Raw genomic sequence first — 22,549 nt, forward strand, 5'->3', positions numbered from 1 at the left:
ACACCAACGTCATGCGGCTCTGTCCGCCGCGAGTGTGCCGCCCGCAGAATAAGGGGTAGATTGGAGCGGTTCGCACCCTCCCTGAAACGGGTGGGGGTATGGCTTACATATAAGCAGTGATCCTGCGTCACCAGGAACCTGAGAACCTGACGACGCAAAACCGCCATTTTTCAGATTGGCTGGTGATCCTGCGTCACCAGCGTCGATTGCCTCTGGTGATTGTGCGTCACCAGATGGGGGGCTCTCTGGTGATCCTGCGTCACCGTTGTTTTTTACTCGGCGCGACCATTTCAAATACTCATTCGTCGGGGACTTGAAGGGCGGTGCCTTCCCCGAACTGATGAACGTCAGTCGGTATTCCCGCGCCTTACGCTGCAGCCACGAGTGCGGCGTCGGCTCGTCAATCAGTCCCCGTTCGTGCAGTGCGGCGACTGCGCGCGCGATGCGTGAGTTGTTGGGCCGACAGCTGTTCGAGCCTTTCAAGCGCTCGCCGATGCGCTCGTAGCTTATGACGATCTCGCCGTTGTTGTAGCCTTTGAACTCCCGCAAGATTTCGCCGAGCACGGCCCGCTCGAACGGCGAGAGCGACAGATACGCCGGCGAGTCCGCAACGACATGTGGCAGGCCGCTCCAGGCCTGTCCGCGAGTGTCCGCTCGATGGTCGGCTTGCTTGCGCTTACCGGCCACGGCGCCGCTGCTCGGCTTCGATGTTGGTGGCTCCAGCGGCGGTGAGGGCGTCTCTGGCGCTCTGCTCGTCGCAGTATGGCCGGAGGTAGCCTGCGAAGCGTGTCTCGCCGAGTTCGGAGCCTGTGAACCGTGCGTTTGGGTCAACGGCGGCCCAGAGCAGCCCGCGGTTCGGGTGCTTGCCGATCAGGAACTTGGGAGCCTGCATCATGCCGCACTCCCGCCGTCGCGAAGCCATTCCCAGCATCTGAAGCGCCAGCCGTGCTCGGTCGCTAGCGTCAGTCCCCGGGCGACCGCCTCATGCTGCTCGAGGAAGCGAACAAGCGTTGGTGCGTTGCGCTGGGGCGGGCAGACGGTCAGCTCCCAATGATTGCCGTCGCGGTTCAGGCGGACTTCCGGTCTGCCGCCGGTGAAGGCAAGAATGTCGGCCATCAGTAGCCGTCCTCATCGGGGTCTTGCGGTAGGTCTTCGATGCCATGGTCTGGATCGTCGTCTTCAGCCGGGTTGTCGTCCTCGACATCCTCAGGAATGCCGGTCAGCCAACCTGCATTCACCGCGCGCGGCAGCGGCGCTGTCGATTGATCGAGGCGTTCTACCCAAGCGCCGTCGAGCGCGTCGTCGTCCGGCTCCGCGTCTACGGGGCAGCCAGCGAGCCCGTCACATGCTGTCGAGAAGTCCGGCACATCGGGGTCTGCCGGCCCGTCAAAGAAATCCAACAGGTCGACGGCGACAGCCGCGAAGGTTTCGAGCTTGCGGCGATTCAGGCGCGAGAGAACAGTTGCGAGATCACCGTCTAACACGGTAAATTCGTCGAGCATCTTGGTTCCAATCAAGTGCAAGGCCGGGCAGGGGACTTCCACTCCTCTGCTCGGCCGTTTTCGTTTTCAGGCTGCGGCCGCGGTTTCGCGCTCGGACATGCGAGCTTCGATCCAGGCGTCCACTTCGGCTTCCGGGAAGGCGATTGCGCGACCTCCAACGCCGCCGATTTTCACCGGTTGGGGAAAGTCATTTTTGGCAATGAGTACGTAAGCGCGTGTTCGGGTGAGACCGGTCTTCGCTAGCGCTTCAGGAAGTCGGATTAGCTTCATCTCGGCCACTCCATATTCTGGAATGGCTAGGGATATGCGGGGGCTCTACGGGACGGGATTGAACAATTGACGGTGGGTTGTCGCTACAAGGGAAAGCGATCTCGCACGCGGCATGCTCCCGCGTGGTGCATCCGTGCCCGCCCCACTAGATCCCCAACCTCGTTGGGCCACAAGGTCCGCCCGATCGTGGACCACGAAGCCTTTGCATCACGGGCGTCTAAAACGCGCAGATAGGAAGACCAATTCCCCGGCTCAGGCTTCCATTTCTGTCGACCGCGCGTGGCCGCTTGCACGTTCCGCAGATGCTCCTCGGCTTTCTTCATCTGTGCGGGAAGCGGCTTTCTCAAATCAAATTCATAATTCACGAGTCCGGCAGACATCCGTATTTCCTCGCAATCCGCGTATTCGTCTCTCAGTCGGTTAATGTCTTCGCCTCTCTCGATCCTGCGTCTCGCGCGGTCCACAGCGCCGGACCTAGGTAGATGATGAATGCCGCCCGTCGGCTCCATCAAGGTCATCAAGATGCTGTCGGAGAAATCACACGCTGGATCGAGGAGCTTCGGTAGGCGGAATTGCACTCGCAGCGTTTCGATGGCCTTGGCGTCGCCCGCGTACTGCATTCGAGGGCCATACCAGCGCCCGTCTGTCCCCATCGTCTGATGTGGTTCACGTAAGGCGCACGCCTCAAGCCAGAGCTTGCGATAGTCGGGATTGCGACGAGTAAACTGCCACCACCATTGGCGCTTTGTGAGGCTCACGGATGGTGGATAGGCGCTTGACTCAGTCCAGTCTGGTAGGCCCCAATCCTCAGCTGTCACAGCGCCAGCCCTGCAAGCGCGTCAGTCGCCGCATGACGTCCTAAGTGCCCGTAATGTCGCTCGATCATCTCGGCGCTAGTCCCGCTGATTTGAGCGACTGTGAGCAACGGCAATCCTGCCGTCACAAGATCCGTGATCGTGCTGTGCCGCAACGTGTACGCGGTCGTGCCTTGGGGCAGTTCCGCATCCTTGGCAGCGGCTGCGATCGGGTGCTTCCAAGTTTCTTTGTCCCACCGCTTGCCGTTCGCACGCGCAAACAATGGCGCGGCAGGCAACTTGTCTTTCGCCTGCACCGTGAACAGTTCCGCAGCGTCCACCGGTAACAGGATGCGTCGGCCATTTCCCGCCTTGTCCGTGCCGATGGTCAACTCGCGCGTCCGTTTGTCGAAGTCACCAGCGTTCAGGGCGGCAACAGCCCCAGGACGAAGCGGGAGCAGGCAAAGCGCCCGAACTAGCGGCCTGGCATCCTCAGAGACGTGCTGGAGCAGCAGGCGGCGCTGGTCGCGGTCGAGGTAGAGGGTGCGGCGCTTCACGGCGTTCTTAACGGGTCTGAGAGGCTCCTGCCACGCCGCCTCGGTGTTCGGTGCTCCAAGTGCCAGAACCTTGCCCAGCGCCGTCCTGAACACCGCCATGTCCCGATTGAGGGTGGCAGGGGAGCGGGCGCGGGTTACTTGCTCGCCTTCCTTCCTGCGGGTGACGAGGGCAGGGGTAGCCTCCAGCCGATCCCGCCAAGCTTTTACTTGGGTACGTCGGAGCTTCGCCAGCTTCACCTTGGCGATAGGGTCTGCATAAACATACCGCCTGAAGCGCGCTGCAGCTTCCTTGCTCGACTCAGCGAAGCGCCGGCAAGCATCCCCCACCGTCTCGATCTTCTCTTCCGCGATGCTGCCGCGCTCAACTTCAAGAGCGAACGCTTCGGCCTCTGACTTCGCAAGGGCGAAGCGGCCGTTGGCTGGAGTGTCCCCGAAGCTGCCGAGCGCCTTCATGCGATAGGCGCGCTCCGCTTCGTCATAGGCGCGGGCGATCCAGGTTCCGGCGCCGCCTCTAGCGGACGGGCGATAGCCCAGGAACGCACCGGGCCGCAGCCGCTGCCAGTGAGGCTCGCGCTGAAGTTTCAGTGCCTCGCGATCCTTCACTCTGCTCAGGTCCGTCATGCCCGCCTCCGCCTCTGCAGTTCGACTGCAGAAACGCATTGTACGTAATTTGTACGGAAAGCATAGTGGGATTTTGGGGCATGTTCTGGGCGCGGAAAAGTGCCGATCTCCTCCGTTACGGCACGTCGCGGAACGTCAATCCTCGGCAATCGCACTGCAGAGGTCAGGGGTTCGATTCCCCTCAGCTCCACCAGCCTCATTGATGTCGTAACCCGGGTTCTCTTGCGCTGAGCCACGCGGCCCGTTCAGCATTGGTTACATTCGCGGAACGGATGTACACGCGCCTATGCTGATCATCCTTCTCGCCTATCTCGGCGGCGTTCTTACCATTCTCAGTCCGTGCATTCTGCCCGTGCTGCCCTTTGTGTTTGCACGCGCGGGACGCAGCTTCGCGCGGAGCACCCTGCCGATGCTGATCGGGATGGCGCTGACGTTCGCAATTGTTGCGACGCTTGCCGCCGTTGGTGGCGGCTGGGCGGTGCGGGTGAACGGAGTGGGCCGCACTGCGGCGCTGGTGCTACTGGCGCTGTTCGGGTTGGCCTTGCTGTTCCCGGCCCTTTCCGATCGGCTGACCCGCCCGCTGGTGGCCCTTGGCTCGCGCTTGTCCGAACGCTCCCAAAGCGAGCAGGAGAGCATCTGGTCGTCCGCAGTTCTCGGCGTTGCCACCGGTTTGCTGTGGGCGCCGTGCGCGGGCCCGATCCTCGGTATCATCTTCACGACGGCCGCCATCAAGGGAGCCAGCTTCAACACGACGCTGCTGCTGCTCGCCTACGCCCTCGGGGCCGCAACGTCGCTCGCCTTGGCGCTTCTCGTCGGCGGCAAGCTGTTCGCGCGCATGAAGCGGTCGCTCGGGACCAGCGAGCGCATCCGCCAGGGGCTGGGGCTGCTGGTGCTCATTGGTGTCGCCGTCATCGCTCTCGGTCTCGACACTCGGGTGCTAGCCCAGTTTTCGACGGCTCAGACTGCCGGGCTCGAGAGGGGACTCGCCAGCAGGCTCGGCCTTGGCAACGACATGGCCGAGACCGGGCCCACCACCGACCGCAACGGCCGCCTGGTGCTTCCCGCGCGGGGAGAGCTGGCGTCGCTTGAAGGGCTGGGCCCCTGGATCAACAGCCCCCCGCTCAGTCGAGAACAGCTGCGCGGCAAGGTCGTGTTGATCGACTTCTGGACCTACAGCTGCATCAACTGCCTGCGTACGCTGCCCTATCTGAAAGCCTGGGACGAGCGGTATCGCAAGGACGGGCTGGTCATCATCGGCGTGCACGCGCCGGAGTTCGCCTTCGAGCGCGACCCCGCGAATGTGAAAAGGGCCGTGGCCGATCTGGGCATCCGCTACCCTGTCGCGCTGGATAATCGCTACATCCTTTGGAACGCCCTCAAGAACCACTATTGGCCCGCGCACTACTTCGTCGATGCTCAAGGTCGCATCCGCTACCAGCATCATGGCGAGGGCGAGTACGAGCTCTCTGAGCGGGTGATCCGGCAACTGCTTGCCGAAGCGGGCCACGCGCCTGGCGGCTCCACAACCTCCGTGAGAGCAGGCGGGACGGAAGCGGCGGCTTCCGGAGAGATCCGCTCACCTGAAACCTACATCGGCTATTATCGCGCGGAGCGGTTCGTATCTCCGGGCGGGCTCGTCCACGACAAACCAAAAGATTACGGGCCGGCGCCGCTGTCGCTGAACCAGTGGGACCTGCAGGGACGGTGGACCGATCAGCGGCAAAGCGCCCGTTCGCTCGCAGCCGGAGCGAAGATCGATTTCCGCTTCCATTCTCGCGACCTCCACGTCGTGCTCGGCTCCTCAACGGGCAAGCCGATCCGCTTCAGGATCCTGATCGACGGGAAGGCTCCAGGCGCGGATGCAGGGATGGACGTGCGGGCTGACGGTAGCGGCCAGGTGACCGGCCAAAGGCTCTATCAGCTCGTGCGGCAGAAGGGCTCTGTTGCCGACCGGACGTTCACCATCGCGTTTCTCGACCCGGGCGTCGACGCCTTTTCCTTCACCTTCGGCTAAGGGCTCCAGTCACTGCTGAACCAACGGCACGTGGTAACTGGCAAGCAGTCGCTGGATGTCGCCACGCCGCCGCCTCAGCACGCGATCGACGTCCTTTAGAAGCGGCTGATTGGTCTTCTGCACTCCGACGGAGATATCGAACTGCATCGGCCACTGCATGTCGTCGAGCCACGGGGTGACCGGCTCCAAACGTAGCGGCACCCTGGACTGGGCGGCGAAATAGCCGGCGAGCGGTCCCCAGACGAGCGCAACGTCCACGTCGTCCCGCTCCACGGCCTGGACGATCTCGGCGGGCGGGTTGGGCTTCGCGTAATCGCCGTAAAGCATGTACCCGCGGATGTTGTCGGCCATGCCGCGCCGGGCGAGGGCATGCGCAGGCGGCGTGTTGATGCCGTCATTGCCGACCATCTGCACGCCGATCTTCAAGTGTTTGAGCCGCGGGTCGTCGAGCGTCAGTCCGGTCAGTGGCGCGGTTGCCCGCGTCACGAACATGTAGGTCGATCGGTAGTAGGGCTGGCTGGTAGCGAGCATCTCGACATTGCTGCCGACGCCCGGCCAGAAGTCGCACTTGCGCTCGTTCAATGTGTTGCGCACGTAGCCGCGCCGCTGCGCCCACCAGATGTAGTCGAGCCTGGCGTGGAGGTCGGCGGCAATCATCTCGGCGAGCTTGTTCTCGAAGCCCTGGCCTGCCTTGTTCGAGAAGGGCAGGTTGTTCGGGTCGGCGCACACCGTCAGCACTTTGGGTTGAACCAGGCTGCACGAGCCCAGCAACAGGGCAGCGGCGAGCAGGATGGCCTTCCTCATCGCGGAGCCGCGATCGCGCCCCACGGCTTGCCGCCAAGCTTCACCGTGTTCTCAACCTTGTTGCGGTCGAGATCGACGATGGTGAGCGTGCCGCCGAGACCGCTGGCGGCGTAGAGCCGCTTCTCGTCGGGTGAGAGGCCGATGCCCCACGTCCGCTCGCCCGTCGGGAACCAGCGGACGACGGTGTAAGTCTTCGGGTCGAGCTCGGCGACGCGGTTGGAACGCCCCATCGCCACGAAGACTCGCTCCTCGTCGTGCGTGGCGCGCATTTCTACGGCCTGTACCGGCTCGTCGATGTCGAAGCTTTCGTTGAGGTCGATCGTGCGCACGATCCGGCGCGTCGCGGCGTCGAAGACGCTGATGGTGCCGCGTTGCTCCGACGAGACCCAGACGCTGCGCCCCCCGTTGAGGAACAGAACGAAGCGCGGCCGGCTGCCAACTGGCACGCTGTCGAGCAGCTTACCGGAGGCCGTGTCGAGGAAGTGGGCTAGATTGGCTGTCTCGGAGGTCGCGACGACGAGCTTGCCGTCCGGGCTAACGCCCACGCCCTCCGGCTCCGGCCCGACTTTCACCTCGCGCGTAACGCGGCCAGTCGGGACGTCGAGGAACGTGACCGCGCTATGGTCTTCGCTGGCGATGTAGATGGTTCTGCCGTCCGGGCTTAATACAAATCGTTCGGGGTCCGACCCCGATGCATAGAAGCGGCGCAGCTTGCGGGAGCCCACGTCCCACGCTTCGATGCGGTTGGCATTGCTTGCGGCGACGTAGAGAGTCTTGCCGTCGGCGGACAATTCCATGCCGCGCGGCCGCGGCCCGGTCGCAAGCTGGCCTTCGATCTTGCCGGTTGCGCCATCCACGACCGAAACGACGTTCGTTCCCTCGTTCGACACGAACACCCGGTCGTTCGAAGGCGCTGATCGGAACGTGCAGGAGGTTACGGCCAGCGACACGAATGCGGCCAGGAACGTCGCTCGCACTGACTTCGGCAATGGCATTGAGCCGACGCTCTCTCCCGGGAGGCGGCTCCTTAGCGAGTGCCGCCGACCCGGTCGAGGAGTTCAGAATTCAGTTGGCGCCGGACTGCATCGCCTCCAGCCGCTCCCTCAGGACGACTCCTTCGGCGGCGGCAGTCACTGCGACGAAGACCGTGTCGTCCCCGCAGATTGTCCCCACGACTTCCGGAAGCGCGGACTCGTCGAGGGCAACTCCGACGAGGTGGGCCGAACCCGGCGGAGTCTTGATGACGACCAGATTGCCCGCCGTAGCGATCGAGCGCACCCAGTCGCGGAGTACCGACGACAGCTGCGACCCGCCGGAGCGTGGCGAGTCGGGGAGCGTGTAGCTTAGACGCCCTTCGCGGCGGACCTTCACGGCGCCGAGCTGTTCGAGGTCGCGCGAGATCGTCGCCTGCGTCACGGCGAATCCAAGGCCCGCAAGCTGCTCGGCCAGCTCTTCCTGGCTGCCTGGCGCCCGCGAGCGGATCAGCTCTGCGATCGCCCCCCGCCTGAGATCTCTCACGTCCTTCATCTTAATTGTTATGCAACATCTTGCATGAATATGCAAACACGCCGATACGCCCGCCTCCATGATTCGAACCGCCATCCTTGGAGCATCGGGCTATGTCGGCGGTGAGCTGCTACGGCTTATCGCCGCGCATCCGCAGCTGCTTCCGGTCAAGTTGTTTGGGGACAGCCGGGCAGGGCAGGGCGTCGGTGCCGTCCACCCGCATCTGGCGTCTGCCTGTGCGGGCCACGCTTTAGAGCGCTTCGAAGTGTCGGCGCTCGACGACGTTGATCTCGTCTTCGCCGCGCTTCCCCATGGACATAGTCAGCGCATCGCGTCCGGTATTCTGGAGCGCGAGATCCCGCTCGTCGATCTCGGGGCCGACTTCCGGCTTGCGGATGCACAAACCTATCAGCGGTGGTACGGCCTCGCCCACGAAGCGCCGCAGCTGCTCGACCGCTTCGTCTACGGGGTCCCCGAGCTCCAACGTGAGGCCATTCGCGGCGCCAACGCCGTCGCCGCCGCAGGATGCTACGCGACAGCGGCAATTCTTGCGTTGAAGCCGCTCGTCGACGAGGGGTTCGTCGAGCGGCAGAGCCTGATCGTCGATGCTTCCTCCGGCGTCAGCGGCGCCGGACGCGAGCTCAAGGAAGCAACGGCATTCAACACTGTCGACGGCAGCTTCGGCGCCTATGGTCTGCTCAACCACCGGCACACCGCTGAAATGGAAATGGCGCTCGACGCCACCATCCTCTTCACTCCGCACCTCGCGCCGATGACCCGCGGCATTCTTGCCACCTGCTACGGCACGGCGACGGGTAAGGGCGACCCGCTCGAGGCGCTCCACGCCGCGTACGATGCCGAGCCGTTCGTGCACGTCACGTCCGATCCGCCCGCGACCAAGTGGGTCAGCGGATCGAACGGAGCGCGGGTCACCGCCCGCTACGACGAGCGGTCGGGCCGCGTGCTTGCTCTCTGCGCTATCGACAATCTCGGGAAGGGCGCCGCGGGGCAGATGATCCAGTGTGCCAACCTCATGCTCGGCCTTGAAGAGACCGCCGGCCTCACTTCCATCGGAGTGTATCCATGAGCGTCACAGCCGCCCAGGGCTTCGTAGCGGCAGGCTGCCATGCCGGCATCAAGCGGCGGCGATATGACATGGCGCTACTTGCGACCGACGACGGCCAGCCAGTCCCTTGTGCCGCCGTCTTCACGCAGAACAAGTTCGCCGCGCCCCCGGTGCAGCTCGATCGGGAGACGCTGAAGGCGAACGGGGGCCAGGCAGCGGCGGTCGTCGTCAATTCCGGCAATGCCAACGCGGGTACGGGGTCCCGGGGCTACACGGACGCGCAGCTGATGGCGGCAGCGACTGGCGACGCGCTCCAGGTCGCGAACTCGCACGTCCTGGTTTGCTCGACGGGGATCATCGGCACTCCGCTCCCCATCGAGGCGATCCTGAACGCGACGCCGAAGCTGGCGAATAGGCTCTCGCCGGCCGGCGCGGATGACGCGGCGCGGGGAATCCTGACGACGGATCACAAGCCGAAGCAGGTCGCCATCACGGGTTCGACCTTCACCGTCGGCGGCATGGCCAAAGGCTGCGGAATGATCGCGCCGAACATGGCGACTATGCTGGCGTTCCTGACGACGGACGCGGATGTGCCGCTCGAGATCATGCAGCGCTCCCTGCGGGCCGCGTCCGATGCGACCTTCAACACGCTGAATGTCGACGGCGCGACGTCCACCAATGACACGGCCATGCTGCTGGCGTCGGGCCGCCGCGGCGCTGCTGATCCAGACGAGTTCGCGCGGGCGGTGCTCGCCGCATGCGAAGACCTGACCATGCAGATGGCGCGCGACGCCGAAGGGATGACGCGCATCGCGCGCCTGACCGTCACCGGCGCCGCATCCCATGAGGAGGCCAAAGCTGCGGCCAAGGTCATCGTCGAGAACAATCTTGTGAAGTGCAGCTGGTATGGCGGCGATCCCTATTGGGGCCGCCTGATGGCTGCCGCCGGTTCTGCCGGAGTGGCCATGGACGTTGCCGAGTCCAGTGTGAGCTATGGAAGCATCAAGGTAGCGAAGGGCGGCGCTCCCGTTCCGCACGACGGGCAGGCCCTTGCCGAGCACATGATGAGCGAAGAGATTGCAATCGAGGTCGACCTCGGTGCTGGATCGGGCTCGGCTCGGATGATTGGGATCGATCTGGGCCCCGGCTACATCAAAGAGAACAGCAAGACGTCATGAAGATCGTCCTCCTCCCCTCCGAGATCGCCACCGTCCTCGTCGAGGCGCTGCCCTACATCCGCGCGTTCGCGGGCAAGGCGGTCGTCGTGAAGCTGGGCGGCGCCGCGATCGACGCTAAGTCCGACCTGGCGCTCGCCCAGGACGTGCTGCTTTTGCGCAGCGTCGGGGTGCGCTGCGTCCTCGTCCACGGCGGTGGACCGCAGGTCGATACGATGCTCCGCCGCGTGGGCAAAAAGCCGGAGTTCAAGGACGGCCTGCGCGTCACGGACCTTGAGACGCTCGAGATCGTACGGATGGTGCTCGTCGGCAAGATCAACCGCGACCTCGTTGCAACCATCAACGGCCAGGCCGGCGATGATCCCGTTGCGGTGGGTATCTCGGGCGAGGACGCCGGGCTCCTGACGGTAACGCCCGCTGACGCAGAGCTGGGCTACGTCGGGAACGTCAGCCAGGTCCGCGCCGAGCTCATCCACCGCCTGCTCGACGACGGACTGACGCCTGTCATCGCCACCATCGGCGCCAACGCTGAAGGGCACCCGTACAACGTCAACGCCGACGAAGCGGCGCGGGCGATAGCCGTGGCGATGAACGCCGAGAAGATCGTCTACCTGACGGCTGCGCCCGGGCTGCTCGAAGACGTCGACGACGAGCACAGCCTGATCGAACGCCTCACCTCGGCCGAGCTTCGCAAGCGCCTCGGATCGGCGTCGGTCAGCGCCGGCATGATCCCCAAGCTGAAGGCTTGCGCAGACGCCGTGGACCAGGGCGTCGGCTGTGCACACATCATCGACGGGCGCGTGCAGCATTCCTTGTTGATCGAGCTGCTGACCGACCATGGCGTCGGCACCATGGTGAAGCGCGAGAAGAGCTGGTGAGGCACCTGCTCGCAATCCGCGACCTCTCACACGAGGATCTCGGCAGAATCTTGGCGTTATCGGAGCAGCCGCCCGTGCGTGCTCTCGAGGACAAGGGTGTCGCCCTCTATTTCGAAAAGCCGAGCGCACGAACTCGCAACTCGATGGAGATGGCGGCAGCACAGCTTGGCGGTCACCCCGTTTACCTGCAGGCTGCCGAGTTGGGTATTGGTACCAGGGAAAGCGTCGAGGACGTCACCCGAACGCTCGCCTGCTATCATGCAATCCTCGGCGCGAGGGTCTTCGACCATGCGGTTCTCGAGCAGATGGCCGCCGTCGATGTCCTGCCGGTGCTGAACATGCTCTCGGCGACGGACCACCCGCTTCAGGCGCTCGCCGATCTGCTGACGATCAAGCAGCTGCTCGGCCGTGTGGAAGGTACCCGCATCGCCTTCATTGGCGAGGCGAACAACGTGGCCCGCTCGCTGGCGGAGGGCTGTGCCTTGCTCGGCGCGGAACTCAAAGTCGCCAGTCCGCTCGGCTTCGGCTTCGGCGGACCGCTGCCGCGCGTGAATCCCTGCTCCAGTCCCGCTGAAGCGGTCGAGGGCGCCGACATCGTCTACACCGACGTATGGGTCTCGATGGGCGAGGAGGAAAGCACGGGCCGGCGTGATGCCTTCGCGCCATACCAGGTCAACGAAGCGCTGATGGAGGGCGCGCCCGAGGCATGGTTCATGCACTGCCTTCCCGCTCGACGCGGCGAGGAAGTGACGGCGGCAGTGATAGACGGGCCACGGTCCGCGGTCTGGCGCCAGGCGACGAACAGGATGCACACTGCGCGCGGCGCCATGCTGTGGATGATGGAACAGGCTCGATGACCAACAAGAAGCTGAAGGTTGTCCTCGCCTACTCGGGCGGGCTGGACACCTCGATCATCCTCAAGTGGCTTCAGACGGAATATGACGCCGAGGTCGTCACCTTCACCGCAGATCTCGGCCAGGGCGAGGAGGTCCAACAGGCGCGCCGCAAGGCGGAGATGCTCGGCGTGAACCCCGAAAACATCTTCGTGGAAGATCTCCGCGAGGAGTTCGTTCGCGACTTCGTCTTCCCGATGTTCCGCGCCAACACCGTCTACGAGGGCCAGTACCTGCTCGGCACGTCGATTGCCCGGCCGCTGATTGCCAAGCGGCAGATCGAGATTGCGCGCGCCGTCGGCGCTGATGCCGTGTGTCATGGAGCCACCGGGAAGGGTAACGACCAGGTCCGCTTCGAGCTCGGTTATTATGCGCTGGAGCCGGACATCAAGGTGATTGCTCCCTGGCGGGAATGGGAGTTTCAGAGCCGCGAGGCGCTGCTCGACTTCGCCGAGAAGCACCAGATCCCGATCGCCAAGGACAAACGCGGGGATGCGCCGTTCTCAATCGACGCCAATCTGCTGCACAGCTCGTCCGAGGGGAAGGTGCTGGAAGACCCCGCGGCAGACGCTCCGGAGTATGTGCACCAGCGCACTATGTCGGCCGAGGACGCGCCGGACGAGGCGACCACTGTCACTATGGATTTCGAGCGCGGCGATCCCGTTGCCATCGACGGCGAGGCACTGTCACCGGCCAGCCTGCTCGGGAAGCTCAACCAGCTTGGGCACGACAATGGCATCGGCAGGCTAGATCTGGTGGAGAACCGCTTCGTCGGCATGAAGTCGCGCGGCGTTTACGAGACGCCCGGCGGAACGATCCTGCTGGCGGCGCATCGCGGGATCGAGAGCATCACGCTCGATGGCGGCGCGATGCACCTGAAGGACGAGCTGATGCCGCGCTATGCGAGCCTCATCTACAACGGCTTCTGGTTCGCGCCCGAACGCGAGATGCTGCAGGCAGCGATCGACAAGAGCCAGGAGCACGTCACAGGCCGGGTTACGCTGAAGCTATACAAGGGCAATGCGACCGTTATCGGCCGCGAAAGCAAGCACTCTCTCTACGACCAGGATCTCGTCACCTTTGAGGAAGGCAGCGGCAGCTACGATCACCGCGACGCTGCCGGCTTCATCCGGCTCAACGCGCTGAGACTACGGACGCTTGGGCAACGGAAGCGGCGGCTACAACCCTAGCGCCTGTTTCGCAGCGACGATCTGCTCGCGGACACGCTCGGGGGCCGTGCCGCCGAAGCTGTCGCGGCTTCGCACCGAAGCCTCGAGGCCAAGCACGCCGAACACGCGCTCGTCGATCCGCCGATCGATCGATTGCAGTTCGTCGAGCGGTAGGTTGGCGAGATCGCACCCGCGTTCTTCGGCGAGCTTAACCGCTCGGCCGGTGATGTGATGTGCCTCCCGAAACGGCACGTCGGCCTCGCGGACCAGCCAGTCGGCGAGATCGGTCGCCGTCGAATAACCCTGCGCCGCGACTTCCCGCATCCGCTCCGGAACGAACTCCACGGTCTCGACCATACCGGTCAGCGCGCGAAGCGAGATCGACAGCAGGTCGTGAGCCTCGAAAACCGGCTCCTTGTCGTTCTGCATGTCCTTCGAATAAGCGAGCGGCAGGCCCTTCATGGTGACCATCAGCGAAGTTAGCGCGCCAACGATGCGCCCGCTGTGCCCGCGAACCAGCTCGGCGGCGTCGGGATTGCGCTTTTGCGGCATGATCGACGATCCCGTCGAATAGGCATCGGACAGCTTAACGAAACCGAACGGCGCGCTTGCCCACAGGATCAGCTCCTCGGCGAGGCGCGAGAGGTGCAGGCTGCACTGTGCTGCGGCACTCAGGTAATCGAGTGCGAAATCGCGGTCCGAAACGCTGTCCAGGCTGTTGGCGGTCGGCGCTCCGAAGCCGAGCGCGTGGGCAGTGGCATGGCGGTCGATCGGGAAGCTGGTTCCTGCCAGCGCGGCGCTGCCAAGCGGCGACTGGTTCATCCGCTGCTGCGCGTCGACGAAGCGGGAGAGGTCTCGCCGCAGCATCTCGTAATAAGCGAGCAGGTGGTGACCGAGAGTCACCGGCTGCGCGACCTGCAGGTGAGTGAAGCCGGGCAGGACGCTGTCGGCATGCTCCTCGGCCCGGGCAACGAGCACGCGCTGCAAGTTGCGGATGGCTCCTGCAGTCTCATCGCATGCCGCCCGGACCCACAGCCGGAAGTCAGTTGCGACCTGGTCGTTGCGCGATCGGGCGGTGTGAAGGCGGCCCGCGGCGGGGCCGATGAGCTCGCCGAGCCGGTGCTCGACGGTCATGTGGATGTCTTCGAAATCTATGTTCTCCGGCACCCCGTCGCGCTCGAACTCGGCGCGGATTCGCCCCAACCCGCCGAGGATGGCCTTAGCGTCGTCTTCGCCGATGATGCCCCTGTCGCGGAGCATGGCGGCATGCGCCTCCGATGCCGCAACATCCTCGCGCCACAGCCGCTTGTCGAAGCGGATCGACGCGTTGATCTCGCTCATGAGCTCGGCCGGGGCGGTCCCGAAGCGGCCGCCCCAGGTCGGCTGCGATGGCAGCTTGTCGGACATCGACGGTGCGTTGCCACGGCACCGACGGAGGGTCAAACCGCCGGAGCTACTCGGCCGTCGCAGTTACCAGTGGTGGCGCCTGTACCGGTGATGGTGCCCGCCGCCGCCGCCGCCGAGACGGATCGAGACCGTCGAATAGCCGTATGACGGATATCCGTAGTAAACCGGGTAGGTGTAGGCCGGATACGCGTAATATGCCGGGTACGAATACCTCGCATAACCGTACGGCGAGTAGCGGTAAGGCGAGTAGCCGTAGGATGTATAGGCATACACGCGGTGATGATGATGCCGATGGTGGTGCCGGTGACGGGCCTCAGCTGGTGAAGCGGTCAGGACCACCGACGCGGCGGCGAGGAGCAACGCTGCCTTGAACATAACAGACCTCTTTTACGCGCACGTAGCGTACTTGCCGACGTGACGTCGGATCAACGAATGCGGGGCTGAACGCGTTTCGTGGTTAACGGCGAAGCGTTGCGTGCGGACGAGCGCTACCGCCGTGCCGACTTCTGTGGACGCTCACGCTTGCCATGCGGTGGACCTTTGGCCGGCTGCCGGCGCGGCGGACCTGCGTCGGCGGCGCGAGGCTCGGCTTTCTCGATGACCAGCCCATCGTCCTCGGGAGCGATCGTCGCCCGGCGCAGCGCCTTGATGAAGCCCGGAGCAGCGCGTGGCGTGACCTCGAAATAGCTTTCATTGGCGGCGACGCGGATCGCGCCGATCTCGTTGCGGCTAACATGACCGTAGCGGCAGATCAGCGGCAGCAGCCAACGCGGGTCGGCATTGTGGCGGCGCCCGGCGTTGATCCTGAACCATTCCGAGCCTTCGAACCCGGCGCGCCGGCCGGGCTCCCCGCGCTCTTCGCGGGTGCTGCCGGGGGCGAGCACGTCCTCCGGTGAAGGCAGGTCTGTACGCAGGGAGCGGACGAGGGCGGCAGCGATGGCTTCTGGGGCGAGGCGCTCCATGATCTGCTCGGCAAGCTGGCGGTCGTCATCCTCCGCTTCGACGGGCGCGCTCAGCATCTCCAGCAGGCGCTCGCGATCCTTGGCGCGGATCTGGTCGGGCGTCGGCGGATCGACCCACTGCGCGTCGATACGGGCGTTGCGAAGCATGATCTCGACGTTCCGGCGGCGGCGGAAGGGCACGATCAGTATTGCGACGCCCTTGCGACCGGCGCGGCCGGTGCGGCCGGAACGGTGCTGGAGGGCCTCGGCGTCGCGGGGAAGCTCGACGTGAATGACCAGGGAGACGGAGGGGAGATCGATTCCGCGGGCGGCGACATCGGTAGCGACGAGGACTCGAGCGCGCCGGTCGCGCAGGCTCTGGAGCGCGTTGTTGCGCTCGTTCTGGCTGTGCTCGCCGGAGAGGGCGACGGCATGGAAGCCGCGCTCGCTGAGGCTCGCGTGGAGGCGCCGGACGGCGTCGCGCGTGGCGCAGAACAGGATCGCGGTCTCGGCCTCGTGAAGGCGGAGCAGGTTGACGACGACATGCTCGATGTCGGTCGGGGACACAGCGACGGCCTGGTAAGCGATGTCGGCATGCGCCTCGCGGTCGCCGGTGGTCTCGATGCGCAGCGCGTCCTTCTGGTAGCGGCGCGCCATCGCGACGATGGAGCGCGGCATGGTCGCCGAGAACAGCAGGGTGCGGCGCTCGTCGCGCGTCGCGTCCAGGATCTCCTCGAGCTCCTCGCGGAAGCCCATGTCGAGCATCTCGTCGGCTTCGTCGAGAACGACGACGCGCAAGGCGGAGAGGTCGAGTGCGCCCCGCTCGAGGTGGTCGCGGAGTCGGCCCGGCGTGCCGACGACGATGTGCGCGCCGCCCTGAAGGGCGCGCCGTTCCTTCATCGGGTCCATGCCACCTACGCAGGTGACGACCCGGGCGCCGGCCAACGCGTAGAGCCACTGCAGTTCCTTGCTGACCTGCAGGGCAAGCTCGCGGGTCGGAGCCACCACGAGGGCGAGCGGCGCCTGCGTCCACGGCGCGCGGTCGCCGTCGATGAGCTGGTCGGCCATCGCGAGACCGAATGCGACGGTCTTGCCTGAGCCGGTCTTGGCGGAAACGATGAGGTCGCGGCCGTTGGCCTGCTCCTCGATCACGGCGGACTGGACCGAAGTCAGCGTGTCATAGCCGCGCGCCGCCAGCGCTTCAGCGAGCGCCGGGTGAATGCTGGGATGTTGCATGGTGGAGCGCCTACTCGGGATTGGTCGCGAGGGATAGGTTTGCACGAACGAGAAAAGGCCCCGCATCGCTGCGGGGCCTTTTTCGTTTCGTTGGCTGTAAGCTTGAAGCTTAGTCTTCGTTGCCGCCGGTCAGGAACGCCGGGGCGAACTCGGGCGCCGGGCCGTCGTCGTTGCCGCCCTGGCGGTCGCCGCCTTCGCGCTCGGGACGGGGTCCGCGATCGCCACGGTCGCCACGGCCTTCACCGCGGGGCCCACGATCACGGTCGCCGCCGCGTCCGCCGCCACCGCCCTCACGACGGGGTCCACGGTCGCGATCGCCGCCGCGCCCGCCGCCGCCACGATGGCGGTCGCCACGGTCGCCGCGATCACCACGCGGGCCACGGTCGCCACCCTCACGCGGCTCGCGCGGAGGACGGGTGTCCGGCAGCTCTTCGCCAGTTTCCTGGTCGACGAGACGCATCGACAGGCGGACCTTGCCGCGCTGATCGACCTCGACCAGCTTGACCTTGACTTCCTGGCCTTCGGTCAGGACGTCGCGGACGTTCTCGACACGATCGTTCTTGATCTCCGACACGTGCACCAGGCCATCCTTGCCGGGCATGAAAGTCACGAACGCGCCGAAATCGACGATGCTCGCCACCTTGCCGGTGTAGATGGTGCCCGGCTCAGGCTCGGCGACGATGCCGCGGATCCAGTTGCGGGCGGCCTCGATCTGGCTCGGGTCGGACGAGGCGATCTTGATCGTGCCGTCGTCGTCGATGTCGACCTTGGCGCCCGTCTCCGCGACGATCTCGCGGATGACCTTGCCGCCCGTGCCGATGACTTCGCGGATCTTGTCCTTGGGGATCTGCATCGTCTCGATGCGCGGCGCGTGGGCGCTGAGCTCACCGCGGACTTCGCCGAGGGCCTTGGCCATCTCGCCGAGGATGTGGGCGCGGCCGTCCTTCGCCTGGGCGAGAGCGACGCGCATGATCTCCTCGGTGATTCCGGCGACCTTGATGTCCATCTGCAGCGAGGTGACGCCGTTCGACGTGCCCGCGACCTTGAAGTCCATGTCGCCGAGGTGATCCTCGTCGCCGAGGATGTCGCTGATCACCGCGAAGTCATTGCCTTCCAGGATCAGGCCCATGGCGATGCCGGCAACCGGCGCCTTCAGGGGAACGCCAGCGTCCATCATCGCGAGGCTTCCGCCGCAGACCGTCGCCATCGACGATGAGCCGTTGCTCTCCGTGATGTCGGACAGGACGCGGATCGTGTAGGGGAATTCCTCCATCGTCGGCAGCATCGGGTGAAGCGCGCGCCAGGCGAGCTTGCCGTGGCCGACCTCGCGGCGACCCGGAGCGCCGAAGCGCCCGACTTCGCCGACCGAGTAGGGCGGGAAGTTATAGTGAAGCATGAAGCGCTGGTAGGAGAGACCCTCCAGGCCGTCGATCATCTGCTCCGACTCCTTGGTGCCGAGTGTCGTGGTGACGATCGCCTGGGTCTCGCCGCGGGTGAACAGCGCGGAGCCGTGGGTGCGCGGGAGGAAGCCGACCATGCTCTCGATCGGGCGAACCGTCTTGGTGTCGCGGCCGTCGATGCGGCGGCCTTCGCGAAGGATCGCGCCACGGACGATGTCCGCCTCGAGGCTCTTGACGAGCTTGGAAGCGACCAGCTGCTCCTGCGGTTCGGCGTCGGCGAAGGCGAGCTTCGCCTTGTCGCGCGCCGCGTTCAGGGCGGCGGATCGCTCGGACTTGTTGGTCAGCTTGTAGGCGGCATCGACGTCGGCGCCGATGAGGTCCTTGAGCTTCGCCTTGACCGCGGCCTTGTCGTCGCTCCGGGTGAGCTCCCACGGGTCCTTGGCGGCCTTTTCGGCGAGGCTGATGATTGCCTGGCAGACTTTCTTCGATGCTTCATGGCCAAACATGACGGCGCCGAGCATCTGCTCTTCCGACAGTTCCTTGGCTTCGGATTCGACCATCATCACGGCGTTCGGCGTACCCGCCATGACGAGCTCGAGGTCGCTCTCGGCGATCTGTGTGGAGCTCGGATTGAGGATGTACTCGCCGTCCTTGAAGGCGACGCGGGCGCCGCCGATCGGGCCCATGAAGGGAACACCGGAGATGGTTAGCGCGGCCGACGCAGCGATCATCGCCAGGATGTCGGGCTCGTTCTCGCCGTCGTAGGACAGGACCTGCGCGATCACGAGGACTTCATTGTAGAAGCCTTCCGGGAACAGCGGGCGGATCGGACGGTCGATAAGGCGGCTGGTCAGCGTTTCCTTTTCGGTCGCTCCACGCTCGCGCTTGAAGAAGCCGCCGGGGATACGGCCGGCAGCGGAGAACTTTTCCTGGTAGTGGACGGTCAGCGGGAAAAAGTCCTGGCCCGGCTTGACCGACTTTGCGGCGGTGACCGCGCAAAGCACTACGGTTTCGCCAAGCGTCGCGAGGACCGCGCCGTCGGCCTGACGGGCAATGCGGCCCGTTTCGAGCTTGAGGGTCTTTCCGCCCAGCTCGATTTCGACAGTTTTCGTGTTGAACATGTGTTTTCCTTCACCCGCGGGCCAGATGCCGGCGGGACAGCAGTGGCAGGCAATCCGGCCTGCGAGCGGTTCGGGGCGTTCTTCAGCCCCTATGAACGCCCCGCCGAATTGCGGGACTGGACATATGCGAAGCGGCCCGCATCGGGGCCGCTCCTCTATTACTTGCGAAGGCCGAGCTTCGCGATGAGATCGGTGTAGCGGGTCTCGTCCTCGCGGCGGAGGTAGTCGAGAAGCGACCGGCGCTTGTTGACCATCATCAGCAGGCCGCGGCGCGAGTGGTTGTCCTTCGCGTGGGTCTTGAAATGATCGGTCAGCGTCTGGATTCGGCTGGTCAGGATCGCGACCTGGACTTCGGGCGAGCCCGTGTCGTCAGAGCCACGACGATGTTCCTTGATCAGTTCCTGCTTGCGCTCGGCGGTAATCGACATTGAGAATTCACTCCGCGACATCGAGTAAGTTGAACCCCCGGACGACCTTCAGGCCGTCGACCGTGGCTTCGACCAGCGCGACCGGAGTATTCTCCAGCGTCGCCAGACAGAGCCCCGACCTCGCGGGGAACCCGGCAAGCTTCTGCCCGTAACGGAGCAGCTGAGCCTGGTCGGGGGTGACGGGGAGGGCCGGGATGTCGTCCAGCGCCGTTTCAAGCGGAACAACCGCCCCATCGATGCGCCGCGCCTTAGCGGCTTCGCTTAGAAAGTCCAGCGAAATGGCCTCTTGAAGACGGAACGGGCCGGCTCGGGTACGCCTGAGATAGGAGACGTGACCGACCGTTCCAAGCGCCCTTGCAACGTCGCGGGCAAGCGAGCGGATGTACGTGCCCTTCGAAACGCTGGCGGACAGCGTGATCTCGTCCGGCGCCTCGGCTGCGATCTGGAGGTGGTGCACCGTCACGCGGCGCGGCTTCATCTCGACCTCTTCCCCGGCTCTGGCCCGGGCGTAGGCCGCCTTGCCATCGATCTTGAGTGCCGAAAAAGCCGGAGGAGTTTGCTCGATCTCGCCGGTGAAGCGGTGGAGCACGGCGTCGACCTCGTCGCGTGTTGGCCGCACTTGGCTGCTCGCGACGACCTGCCCCTCGGCGTCTAGCGTGTCGGTTTCCTCGCCGAAGCGGATCGTGAAGTCGTAGGCCTTGCTCGCCTCCAGCATGCGGCCGGCAAGCTTGGTCGCCTCCCCCAAGGCGATTGGAAGGACGCCGCTCGCGAGCGGGTCGAGGGTGCCGCCGTGACCGACCTTGGTCTTGGGCTCGCCGGCCTCCCGCAGGATGCGCTTCACTGCGCTCACGGCGCTGGTCGAGCCGAGCCCCAGCGGCTTGTCGAGAATGATCCAGCCGTGGAGCAAGTCAGCGTCGGGGCAGGGCGGCGAGCCAGTGCACCAGCCGCTCGGACAGCGCGATGCGGTGGTCCGAGAAGCTGTGATCGGTGGGCCAGATCTCGCCCGTTGCTGCGGGATTGCCGCCCGCGCGGACGGCATTTAGCAACGCCGTCTCGGCAGCGCCGCCACCACGCTCCGCGCCGATGATGTCGACGGGACGTCTTCCAAACGCGCGCGTGCGCGTTGCCAGATCGTAGCCTGCCGGGATGGCCTTCAGCTCGGCCGTCAGCTTTTCTTCGGTCGTCGCGAGTGGGGGAAGGTCGCCGACGACCTCCTGATGCCAGGCGCTCGCGGCAGCCGGGTCGCCGAGTGTCCGCGCGTCACCGCCGAGATCCCACGGGTCGATCAGGAACAGTCCAGCAACCTTCGGATCGTCGGCCGCAGCGTCCGCAGCCATGAAGCCGCCCATGCTGTGGCCGGCAAGGGCGATCCGGTGCGTGTCGATGCGATACTTCGTGGCGTTTGCCGGATCCTCAAGGAAGGCAAGAGCCGTGCGCGCATCCGCAGCGGCGTTGGCGAACGAGAAGTCGCCATGGCTGCCCCACGAGCCGCGGTAGTGGAAGGTCAGGACGTTCCAGCCCGCGCGCCGCGCTGCCTGGGCAAGGTCGAGATTCTGCTCGTTGCCCGGAAAGCCGTGGAGCAGGAGAAGGGTCGGGTGCGGCCCTGCTCCCGAAGCCCTGTACATCACCGCATTCATCCCGGAGCCGTGCGACGGGAGCACGAACGCTTCCATCGCCGCGGGGTGCGCTACGTCGACTGCCGGATCGGCAAGAACGGGATTGGATTGCCCACTCGCAGGCGCGGCGGCCGCGAACACCGAAGCAGCCATCAGCAGCGTCTTGATCATGTCCATGCTCCCCCTCGAGTCGACAAGCGTCAGACAGGCCACTCATCCGCAAGGATTGCAAACAGCACCGTGTCACGGACGTGCCCGGTCCAGGTGATCCGGTCCGCGCGGAGCACGCCTTCGCGGACTGCGCCGAGCTTTTTCATCGCCGCCTGCGACCGCAGGTTGCGAATGTCGACGCGGAACTCGACGCGGCGGATGCCGCAGCCGAACGCCCGGGCCAGCATCATGTCCTTGGCGCGCCGGTTGAAGCCGCTGCCGCGGAACTTCGGCCGATAGTAGGTGCCGCCGATTTCCAGCACTTGCCGTCCTTCGTCGATGCCGAGGTAACTGGACATTCCGGCAAGATCGCCACCGTCGAAGAGGACGAACGTGCGCGCGGCTGGATTGGCGATGTAGCGGTCGATACTGTCGTCAAAGCCGTGCGGACCGAAGTTGTTGGCGTAGATGGCCCAGATGTCCGGGTCTTCGGCGCAGGCGGCGCGCAGGTCGTCCCGGTGCGCGTCAGAGAATAGCGCGGCGCTGCAATTCTCGCCGGTCATCGGCTCGGCGAGCGCGGCGAGATCGATCATTCGTCGCCGAGGTCCTGGATCACCTTCTCGGAGCGCAGCAGCTTTTCGATATGCGTGCCTTCGTCGAAGCTTTCGTCGGCCAGGAACTTGAGCTTGGCCGCATATTTTGTGCGGACTCGTTGCGCGACTTCGCGCTGGAGGAAGGCGGTGTTCTGGCGAAGCGCCTTCAGCACCGCTTCCTCGTCCTGGCCGAGCAGCGGCTTCACGAACACCGTCGCGTGCCGAAGGTCGGGCGACATGCGCACCTCGGTAATGCTGACGAGATGCTTCTGAAGCGTCTCGTCATGCACGTCGCCGCGCTGGAGCAATTCGCTCAGCACGTGCCGCACCTGCTCGCCGACGCGGAGCAGGCGGACCGAGCGGCCTTCAGGACTTTCAGTGCGACGCATCCGTTCCGTCCGTCTGCCG

The 22,549-nt window shown here is 65.2% G+C and carries 24 protein-coding genes; 6 read left to right on the forward strand and 18 right to left on the reverse strand.

What is annotated here, in order from left to right:
* Positions 1–9 precede the first annotated feature (9 nt).
* The 6 genes from ACUXST_RS00740 to ACUXST_RS00765 all read right to left on the reverse strand — a co-directional run bounded on the left by ACUXST_RS00740 (position 10) and on the right by ACUXST_RS00765 (position 3,744).
* Positions 10–687 carry a hypothetical protein gene (locus ACUXST_RS00740; RefSeq protein ID WP_458388040.1) on the reverse strand — a complete coding sequence of 226 codons (678 nt, stop codon included), beginning with the start codon at positions 685–687 and terminating at the stop codon, positions 10–12.
* On the reverse strand, positions 677–895 hold the full coding sequence (locus tag ACUXST_RS00745; protein WP_458388041.1) for a hypothetical protein: 219 nt from the start codon (positions 893–895) through the stop codon (positions 677–679). The genes ACUXST_RS00740 and ACUXST_RS00745 overlap by 11 nt, the downstream gene beginning before the upstream one ends.
* Positions 892–1,116: a hypothetical protein gene (locus ACUXST_RS00750; protein WP_458388042.1), complete on the reverse strand. Its 225-nt coding sequence runs from the start codon at positions 1,114–1,116 to the stop codon at positions 892–894. Before ACUXST_RS00750 ends, ACUXST_RS00745 begins: the two co-directional genes overlap by 4 nt.
* Positions 1,116–1,502, reverse strand: coding sequence for a hypothetical protein (locus tag ACUXST_RS00755; protein ID WP_458388043.1), 387 nt, complete (start codon positions 1,500–1,502; stop codon positions 1,116–1,118). Before ACUXST_RS00755 ends, ACUXST_RS00750 begins: the two co-directional genes overlap by 1 nt.
* Positions 1,503–1,568: 66 nt before the next feature.
* Positions 1,569–1,772 carry a helix-turn-helix transcriptional regulator gene (locus ACUXST_RS00760; protein ID WP_458388044.1) on the reverse strand — a complete coding sequence of 68 codons (204 nt, stop codon included), beginning with the start codon at positions 1,770–1,772 and terminating at the stop codon, positions 1,569–1,571.
* Positions 1,773–2,586: 814 nt separating this feature from the next.
* A complete protein-coding gene (locus tag ACUXST_RS00765) occupies positions 2,587–3,744 on the reverse strand; it encodes a tyrosine-type recombinase/integrase (RefSeq protein WP_458388045.1) in 1,158 nt (385 codons plus the stop codon).
* A gap of 286 nt (positions 3,745–4,030) precedes the next feature.
* Between ACUXST_RS00765 and ACUXST_RS00770 the strand changes: the two genes are divergently transcribed.
* Positions 4,031–5,758, forward strand: a complete 1,728-nt coding sequence (locus tag ACUXST_RS00770; protein WP_458388046.1) for a cytochrome c biogenesis protein DipZ — start codon at positions 4,031–4,033, stop codon at positions 5,756–5,758.
* 9 nt (positions 5,759–5,767) lie between these two features.
* Here ACUXST_RS00770 and ACUXST_RS00775 read toward each other — a convergent pair whose 3' ends face one another.
* The 3 genes from ACUXST_RS00775 to ACUXST_RS00785 form a co-directional block, all read right to left on the reverse strand.
* Positions 5,768–6,562: a quinoprotein dehydrogenase-associated putative ABC transporter substrate-binding protein gene (locus ACUXST_RS00775; RefSeq protein ID WP_458388047.1), complete on the reverse strand. Its 795-nt coding sequence runs from the start codon at positions 6,560–6,562 to the stop codon at positions 5,768–5,770.
* Complete coding sequence (locus ACUXST_RS00780) at positions 6,559–7,557, reverse strand: PQQ-dependent catabolism-associated beta-propeller protein (protein ID WP_458388048.1); 999 nt, start codon at positions 7,555–7,557, stop codon at positions 6,559–6,561. Before ACUXST_RS00780 ends, ACUXST_RS00775 begins: the two co-directional genes overlap by 4 nt.
* Positions 7,558–7,627: 70 nt before the next feature.
* Complete coding sequence (locus ACUXST_RS00785; RefSeq protein WP_458388049.1) at positions 7,628–8,089, reverse strand: arginine repressor; 462 nt, start codon at positions 8,087–8,089, stop codon at positions 7,628–7,630.
* A gap of 58 nt (positions 8,090–8,147) precedes the next feature.
* Here ACUXST_RS00785 and argC point away from each other — a divergent pair, with 58 nt between their 5' ends.
* From argC to ACUXST_RS00810, 5 genes are read left to right on the forward strand one after another with little or no spacing between them, the layout of a single operon-like run.
* Positions 8,148–9,155 carry an N-acetyl-gamma-glutamyl-phosphate reductase gene (argC, locus tag ACUXST_RS00790; RefSeq protein ID WP_458388050.1) on the forward strand — a complete coding sequence of 336 codons (1,008 nt, stop codon included), beginning with the start codon at positions 8,148–8,150 and terminating at the stop codon, positions 9,153–9,155.
* Complete coding sequence (gene argJ / locus ACUXST_RS00795; protein ID WP_458388051.1) at positions 9,152–10,312, forward strand: bifunctional glutamate N-acetyltransferase/amino-acid acetyltransferase ArgJ; 1,161 nt, start codon at positions 9,152–9,154, stop codon at positions 10,310–10,312. The genes argC and argJ overlap by 4 nt, the downstream gene beginning before the upstream one ends.
* Positions 10,309–11,187 carry an acetylglutamate kinase gene (gene argB / locus ACUXST_RS00800; protein WP_458388052.1) on the forward strand — a complete coding sequence of 293 codons (879 nt, stop codon included), beginning with the start codon at positions 10,309–10,311 and terminating at the stop codon, positions 11,185–11,187. Before argJ ends, argB begins: the two co-directional genes overlap by 4 nt.
* Positions 11,184–12,044, forward strand: a complete 861-nt coding sequence (locus ACUXST_RS00805) for an ornithine carbamoyltransferase (RefSeq protein ID WP_458388053.1) — start codon at positions 11,184–11,186, stop codon at positions 12,042–12,044. Before argB ends, ACUXST_RS00805 begins: the two co-directional genes overlap by 4 nt.
* Positions 12,041–13,270 (forward strand): argininosuccinate synthase, encoded by a 1,230-nt coding sequence (locus tag ACUXST_RS00810; protein ID WP_458388054.1) that lies wholly within the window; start codon positions 12,041–12,043, stop codon positions 13,268–13,270. The genes ACUXST_RS00805 and ACUXST_RS00810 overlap by 4 nt, the downstream gene beginning before the upstream one ends.
* Here ACUXST_RS00810 and argH read toward each other — a convergent pair.
* The 9 genes from argH to rbfA form a co-directional block, all read right to left on the reverse strand.
* Positions 13,259–14,656 carry an argininosuccinate lyase gene (gene argH, locus ACUXST_RS00815; protein WP_458388055.1) on the reverse strand — a complete coding sequence of 466 codons (1,398 nt, stop codon included), beginning with the start codon at positions 14,654–14,656 and terminating at the stop codon, positions 13,259–13,261. The two genes, ACUXST_RS00810 and argH, sit on opposite strands and share 12 nt — an antisense overlap.
* A 63-nt stretch (positions 14,657–14,719) precedes the next feature.
* Positions 14,720–15,031 carry a hypothetical protein gene (locus ACUXST_RS00820; RefSeq protein ID WP_458388056.1) on the reverse strand — a complete coding sequence of 104 codons (312 nt, stop codon included), beginning with the start codon at positions 15,029–15,031 and terminating at the stop codon, positions 14,720–14,722.
* A gap of 113 nt (positions 15,032–15,144) precedes the next feature.
* A complete protein-coding gene (locus tag ACUXST_RS00825) occupies positions 15,145–16,833 on the reverse strand; it encodes a DEAD/DEAH box helicase (RefSeq protein ID WP_458388057.1) in 1,689 nt (562 codons plus the stop codon).
* A 109-nt stretch (positions 16,834–16,942) separates the two neighbouring features.
* A complete protein-coding gene (pnp, locus tag ACUXST_RS00830) occupies positions 16,943–19,354 on the reverse strand; it encodes a polyribonucleotide nucleotidyltransferase (RefSeq protein WP_458388058.1) in 2,412 nt (803 codons plus the stop codon).
* 158 nt (positions 19,355–19,512) lie between these two features.
* Positions 19,513–19,782 carry a 30S ribosomal protein S15 gene (gene rpsO / locus ACUXST_RS00835; RefSeq protein ID WP_458388059.1) on the reverse strand — a complete coding sequence of 90 codons (270 nt, stop codon included), beginning with the start codon at positions 19,780–19,782 and terminating at the stop codon, positions 19,513–19,515.
* A 7-nt stretch (positions 19,783–19,789) separates the two neighbouring features.
* Positions 19,790–20,689: a tRNA pseudouridine(55) synthase TruB gene (truB, locus tag ACUXST_RS00840; protein ID WP_458388060.1), complete on the reverse strand. Its 900-nt coding sequence runs from the start codon at positions 20,687–20,689 to the stop codon at positions 19,790–19,792.
* Between the two features lies 1 nt (position 20,690).
* Complete coding sequence (locus ACUXST_RS00845; protein WP_458388061.1) at positions 20,691–21,575, reverse strand: alpha/beta hydrolase family protein; 885 nt, start codon at positions 21,573–21,575, stop codon at positions 20,691–20,693.
* A 23-nt stretch (positions 21,576–21,598) separates the two neighbouring features.
* A complete protein-coding gene (locus tag ACUXST_RS00850; RefSeq protein WP_458388062.1) occupies positions 21,599–22,141 on the reverse strand; it encodes a GNAT family N-acetyltransferase in 543 nt (180 codons plus the stop codon).
* A complete protein-coding gene (rbfA, locus tag ACUXST_RS00855; RefSeq protein WP_458388063.1) occupies positions 22,138–22,530 on the reverse strand; it encodes a 30S ribosome-binding factor RbfA in 393 nt (130 codons plus the stop codon). Before rbfA ends, ACUXST_RS00850 begins: the two co-directional genes overlap by 4 nt.
* Positions 22,531–22,549 lie beyond the last annotated feature (19 nt).

Source organism: Sphingomonas sp. F9_3S_D5_B_2 (assembly GCF_054263715.1).